Source organism: Maribacter sp. 1_MG-2023 (genome assembly GCF_030547005.1).
In the GTDB taxonomy this organism is placed as follows: Bacteria; Bacteroidota; Bacteroidia; order Flavobacteriales; family Flavobacteriaceae; genus Maribacter.
In genome coordinates, this window is the sequence record NZ_JAUOPN010000031.1 from 1 (window position 1) to 5,673 (window position 5,673).

The window sequence follows — 5,673 nt, forward strand, 5'->3', positions numbered from 1 at the left end:
TTAAGAATAGTGTGTACATTTGCACCCCGCAAACGAGGAAGATAAGTTCTGAATCGTTAGTTGGAAAAAGGTTCATATATATGTTGATTTGATCTGAGAAAAAAAGAAAAATATTTTTTTCGATAAAAGTTGTCAGGTTAAAAAACAGTTGTATATTTGCAGCCGCTTAGGGAAACACCTAAGGGAAACGAAGCGAAGAAATCGAGAGATTTGATGCGGAGTGGATAGAAGTTCATTGAAATATTGTGGAGATAAGAATCGAGTTCAGGTGAGGACCTGGGCGAGAGGAACAAGAATTAAGGAAACATACAATTTAGTATATCGTAAGGTATATATAAGGAATTGAATCGAGAGTCGGGGCCGGGAGAAATTTAGACTTCGTTGGGACGAATATTTACAAAACAACGATGAAGAGTTTGATCCTGGCTCAGGATGAACGCTAGCGGCAGGCCTAACACATGCAAGTCGAGGGGTAACATTTGTGCTTGCACAAGATGACGACCGGCGCACGGGTGCGCACCGCGTATGGAACCTACCTTGTACAGGGGAATAGCCCAGGGAAACTTGGATTAATGCCCCGTAGTACCACGCCCCGGCATCGGGATGTGGTTAAAGCCTTCGGGCGGTATAAGATGGCCATGCGTCCCATTAGTTTGTTGGTAAGGTAACGGCTTACCAAGACTACGATGGGTAGGGGCCCTGAGAGGGGGATCCCCCACACTGGTACTGAGACACGGACCAGACTCCTACGGGAGGCAGCAGTGAGGAATATTGGACAATGGAGGAGACTCTGATCCAGCCATGCCGCGTGCAGGAAGAATGCCCTATGGGTAGTAAACTGCTTTTATACAGGAAGAAAAAGAGCTACGTGTAGCTTACTGACGGTACTGTAAGAATAAGGACCGGCTAACTCCGTGCCAGCAGCCGCGGTAATACGGAGGGTCCGAGCGTTATCCGGAATTATTGGGTTTAAAGGGTCCGTAGGCGGGCCGATAAGTCAGGGGTGAAAGTTTGCAGCTCAACTGTAAAATTGCCTTTGATACTGTTGGTCTTGAGTTATAGTGAAGTTGCCGGAATATGTAGTGTAGCGGTGAAATGCATAGATATTACATAGAACACCGATTGCGAAGGCAGGTGACTAACTATATACTGACGCTGATGGACGAAAGCGTGGGGAGCGAACAGGATTAGATACCCTGGTAGTCCACGCCGTAAACGATGGATACTAGCTGTCCGGAACCTTGAGTTCTGGGCGGCCAAGCGAAAGTGATAAGTATCCCACCTGGGGAGTACGTTCGCAAGAATGAAACTCAAAGGAATTGACGGGGGCCCGCACAAGCGGTGGAGCATGTGGTTTAATTCGATGATACGCGAGGAACCTTACCAGGGCTTAAATGCATATTGACAGGTCTAGAGATAGATTTTCCTTCGGGCAATTTGCAAGGTGCTGCATGGTTGTCGTCAGCTCGTGCCGTGAGGTGTCAGGTTAAGTCCTATAACGAGCGCAACCCCTACCGTTAGTTGCCAGCATGTCATGATGGGGACTCTAACGGGACTGCCGGTGCAAACCGTGAGGAAGGTGGGGATGACGTCAAATCATCACGGCCCTTACGTCCTGGGCCACACACGTGCTACAATGGCAGGTACAGAGAGCAGCCATGTCGCAAGGCAGAGCGAATCTACAAAACCTGTCACAGTTCGGATCGGGGTCTGCAACTCGACCCCGTGAAGCTGGAATCGCTAGTAATCGGATATCAGCCATGATCCGGTGAATACGTTCCCGGGCCTTGTACACACCGCCCGTCAAGCCATGGAAGCCGGGAGTGCCTGAAGTCCGTCACCGTAAGGAGCGGCCTAGGGCAAGATCGGTAACTAGGGCTAAGTCGTAACAAGGTAGCCGTACCGGAAGGTGCGGCTGGAACACCTCCTTTCTAGAGATTGTCCTTTTAAGGACAGTCCCTGACGAAGTAAAGAATGGAACTACGGTCCCGGTCTTTTGATTTAATAATAGTTTCTTTATTGCATTGTTCAAATGATACATCTCCATAATTATGATATATAAGTAATTGCTTTTTTTGCGAGGTATTTATACCGAGAGGAAAGAGTAGGGACAGTCCCATAGCTCAGCTGGTTAGAGCGCTACACTGATAATGTAGAGGTCGGCAGTTCGAGTCTGCCTGGGACTACAAAAAAGAAATTCGTTTAGCAATAGGCGATACGTTCATTAAGTATTGAAGGAAATTTTAGAAGTTGTGCTACCTGTCAACTGTAAAGTGGCAACTGCCAACTTATAGAATGGGGGATTAGCTCAGCTGGCTAGAGCGCCTGCCTTGCACGCAGGAGGTCATCGGTTCGACTCCGATATTCTCCACAGCGACGAAAGTCGACAACGTTCATTGACATATTGGAACAGGAGGTAATACATTTAGATGTATTATCGACTAAAAAAGAAAGAAACACGAATCTTTATTAAGTAAAGAGTACGAATAATATAGAATAGATTAAAGATCTGGCGACAAGCTGGAAAAGGGCGTATGGGGAATGCCTAGGCTCTCAGAGGCGATGAAGGACGTGATAAGCTGCGAAAAGCTACGGGGATCGGCACACACGATATGATCCGTAGATATCCGAATGGGGCAACCCAGCATATTGAAGATATGTTATCCAGTAATGGAAGTAAACCCGGGGAACTGAAACATCTAAGTACCCGGAGGAGGAGAAAACAAAAGTGATTCCGATAGTAGCGGCGAGCGAAATTGGATTAGTCCAAACCGTACATGTTCCGGCATGTGCGGGGTTGTAGGACCACGACATTCGAGGTGTAATGAACTAGAACGCTTTGGAAATAGCGACCATAGAGGGTGATAGTCCCGTATAGGTAAAGAGCATTTAGATAGTGGTATCCTGAGTAGTGCGGGGCACGTGAAACCCTGTATGAATCCGGCGGGACCATCCGCCAAGACTAAATACTCCTGAGAGACCGATAGTGAACCAGTACCGTGAGGGAAAGGTGAAAAGAACCGTGAATAACGGAGTGAAATAGATCCTGAAACCATACGCTTACAAGCGGTCGGAGCCCATATGGGTGACGGCGTGCCTTTTGCATAATGAGCCTACGAGTTACTTTTACTAGCAAGGTTAAGGACTTCAGGTCCGGAGCCGTAGCGAAAGCGAGTCTGAATAGGGCGACCATAGTTAGTAGTAGTAGACGCGAAACCGTGCGATCTACCCATGGGCAGGTTGAAGCTGTGGTAACACATAGTGGAGGACCGAACCCGTTGACGTTGAAAAGTCTTGGGATGACCTGTGGGTAGGGGTGAAAGGCCAATCAAGCTCGGAAATAGCTCGTACTCCCCGAAATGCATTTAGGTGCAGCGTGTAGATAGTTTTATAGAGGTAGAGCTACTGATTGGATGCGGGGGCTTCACCGCCTACCAATTCCTGACAAACTCCGAATGCTATAAAATGTTTCTGCGCAGTGAGGGCATGGGTGCTAAGGTCCATGTCCGAGAGGGAAAGAACCCAGATCACCGGCTAAGGTCCCAAAGTATATACTAAGTTGATATAACGCGGTGGAATTGCATTGACAGCCAGGATGTTGGCTTGGAAGCAGCCATTCATTTAAAGAGTGCGTAACAGCTCACTGGTCGAGCGATTCCGCATGGATAATAATCGGGCATAAGTATATCACCGAAGCTGTGACTTCATATTTATATGAGGGGTAGGGGAGCATTGTAATTGCGTCGAAGGTGTACCTGCGAGGGATGCTGGAGCGATTACAAACGAAAATGTAGGCATAAGTAACGATAATGCGGGCGAGAAACCCGCACGCCGAAAGACCAAGGTTTCCCCAGCTATGCTAATCAGCTGGGGGTCAGTCGGGACCTAACGCGAACCCGAAGGGGATAGTGGATGGACAACAGATTAATATTTCTGTACCTGCTCACGCTAAAAGTGACGGAGGCGAGAAGTTGGTGCGTACAGACGGAATTGTACGTTGAAGGGAGCGGTAACGCCCCGATAGTACACCGAGACCACGGTCAAGGTGATAATCCAGCATATCGACTTCCAAGAAAAGCGAGTGAAGCAGCCCGTACCGTAAACCGACACAGGTGGTTGGGATGAGTATTCTAAGGCGCTCGAGAGATTCATGGCTAAGGAACTAGGCAAAATAGACCCGTAACTTCGGGAGAAGGGTCGCCCCCTTATGGGGGGCCGCAGTGAAGAGGTCCAGGCGACTGTTTATCAAAAACACAGGGCTCTGCAAAATCGAAAGATGAAGTATAGGGCCTGACACCTGCCCGGTGCTGGAAGGTTAAGAGGAGATGTCATTCCTTCGGGGAGAAGCATTGAATTGAAGCCCCAGTAAACGGCGGCCGTAACTATAACGGTCCTAAGGTAGCGAAATTCCTTGTCGGGTAAGTTCCGACCTGCACGAATGGTGCAACGATCTGGACACTGTCTCGGCCATGAGCTCGGTGAAATTGTAGTATCGGTGAAGATGCCGGTTACCCGCAGTGGGACGAAAAGACCCCGTGCACCTTTACTATAGCTTCGTATTGACCTTGGTCAAGCAATGTGTAGGATAGCTGGGAGACTTTGAAGCTGCATCGCTAGGTGTGGTGGAGTCATTGTTGAAATACCAGCCTTTGCTTGTCCGGGGCCTAACTCTCGATGAGAGAACAGTGCGTGGTGGGTAGTTTGACTGGGGTGGTCGCCTCCAAAAGAGTAACGGAGGCTTCTAAAGGTGCCCTCAATACGGTTGGCAATCGTGTGTAGAGTGCAATGGCACAAGGGCGCTTGACTGAGAGACATACAGGTCGATCAGGTTGGAAACAAGAGCATAGTGATCCGGTGGTTCCGCATGGAAGGGCCATCGCTCAAAGGATAAAAGGTACGCCGGGGATAACAGGCTGATCTCCCCCAAGAGCTCATATCGACGGGGGGGTTTGGCACCTCGATGTCGGCTCGTCACATCCTGGGGCTGGAGAAGGTCCCAAGGGTTGGGCTGTTCGCCCATTAAAGTGGCACGCGAGCTGGGTTCAGAACGTCGTGAGACAGTTCGGTCTCTATCTACTGCGGGCGTTAGAAATTTGAGTGGATCTGACTCTAGTACGAGAGGACCGAGTTGGACTGACCGCTGGTGCACCAGTTGTTCCGCCAGGAGCATCGCTGGGTAGCTATGTCGGGATTGGATAAGCGCTGAAAGCATATAAGCGCGAAACCAGCCACAAGATGAGATTTCTTTAAAGGGCCGTGGGAGATGACCACGTTGATAGGCTATAGGTAGAAGGGCAGTAATGTCCGTAGCCGAGTAGTACTAATTGCCCGTCAGGCTTGCGCATACGCTCGTCCCGTTCTTCGGAACGGGGCGGACGACGATCTTTACTTCTTTCTTTTTATTACGAAATATACTTAATACTATAAGTGCTTCTTTCCTTTATAGGATCCTGTTCCATTCATGTCAACGATATTGCGGCGAAGGCCGCGGTCGGTAATATCCGATCTAAAACTTAGGTGGCCATGGCGACGGGGCCCACCCCTTACCATTCCGAACAGGGAAGTTAAGACCGTTTGCGCCGATGGTACTGCTATATCAAGTGGGAGAGTAGGTAGCCGCCTTTTTCGAAAGCCCTTTACAGTAATGTAAAGGGCTTTTTTTATACCATAAAA

Annotated in this window: 2 tRNA genes and 3 rRNA genes; all 5 read left to right on the forward strand. The window is 49.0% G+C overall.

The annotated features are described in order from the left end of the window. The first annotated feature begins 404 nt into the window (after positions 1–404). The 5 genes from Q4500_RS18470 to rrf all read left to right on the forward strand — a co-directional run bounded on the left by Q4500_RS18470 (position 405) and on the right by rrf (position 5,625). Positions 405–1,931, forward strand: a 16S ribosomal RNA gene (locus tag Q4500_RS18470). A 181-nt stretch (positions 1,932–2,112) separates the two neighbouring features. Next, positions 2,113–2,186, forward strand: a tRNA-Ile gene (locus Q4500_RS18475). 111 nt (positions 2,187–2,297) lie between these two features. Then, a tRNA-Ala gene (locus tag Q4500_RS18480) sits at positions 2,298–2,371 on the forward strand. Positions 2,372–2,512: 141 nt separating this feature from the next. Continuing rightward, positions 2,513–5,345, forward strand: a 23S ribosomal RNA gene (locus tag Q4500_RS18485). Positions 5,346–5,513: 168 nt separating this feature from the next. Beyond that, positions 5,514–5,625 (forward strand): 5S ribosomal RNA (gene rrf, locus Q4500_RS18490). Together the 16S, 23S and 5S rRNA genes with 2 tRNA genes alongside form the textbook arrangement of a ribosomal RNA operon. The last annotated feature ends 48 nt before the right edge of the window (positions 5,626–5,673 follow it).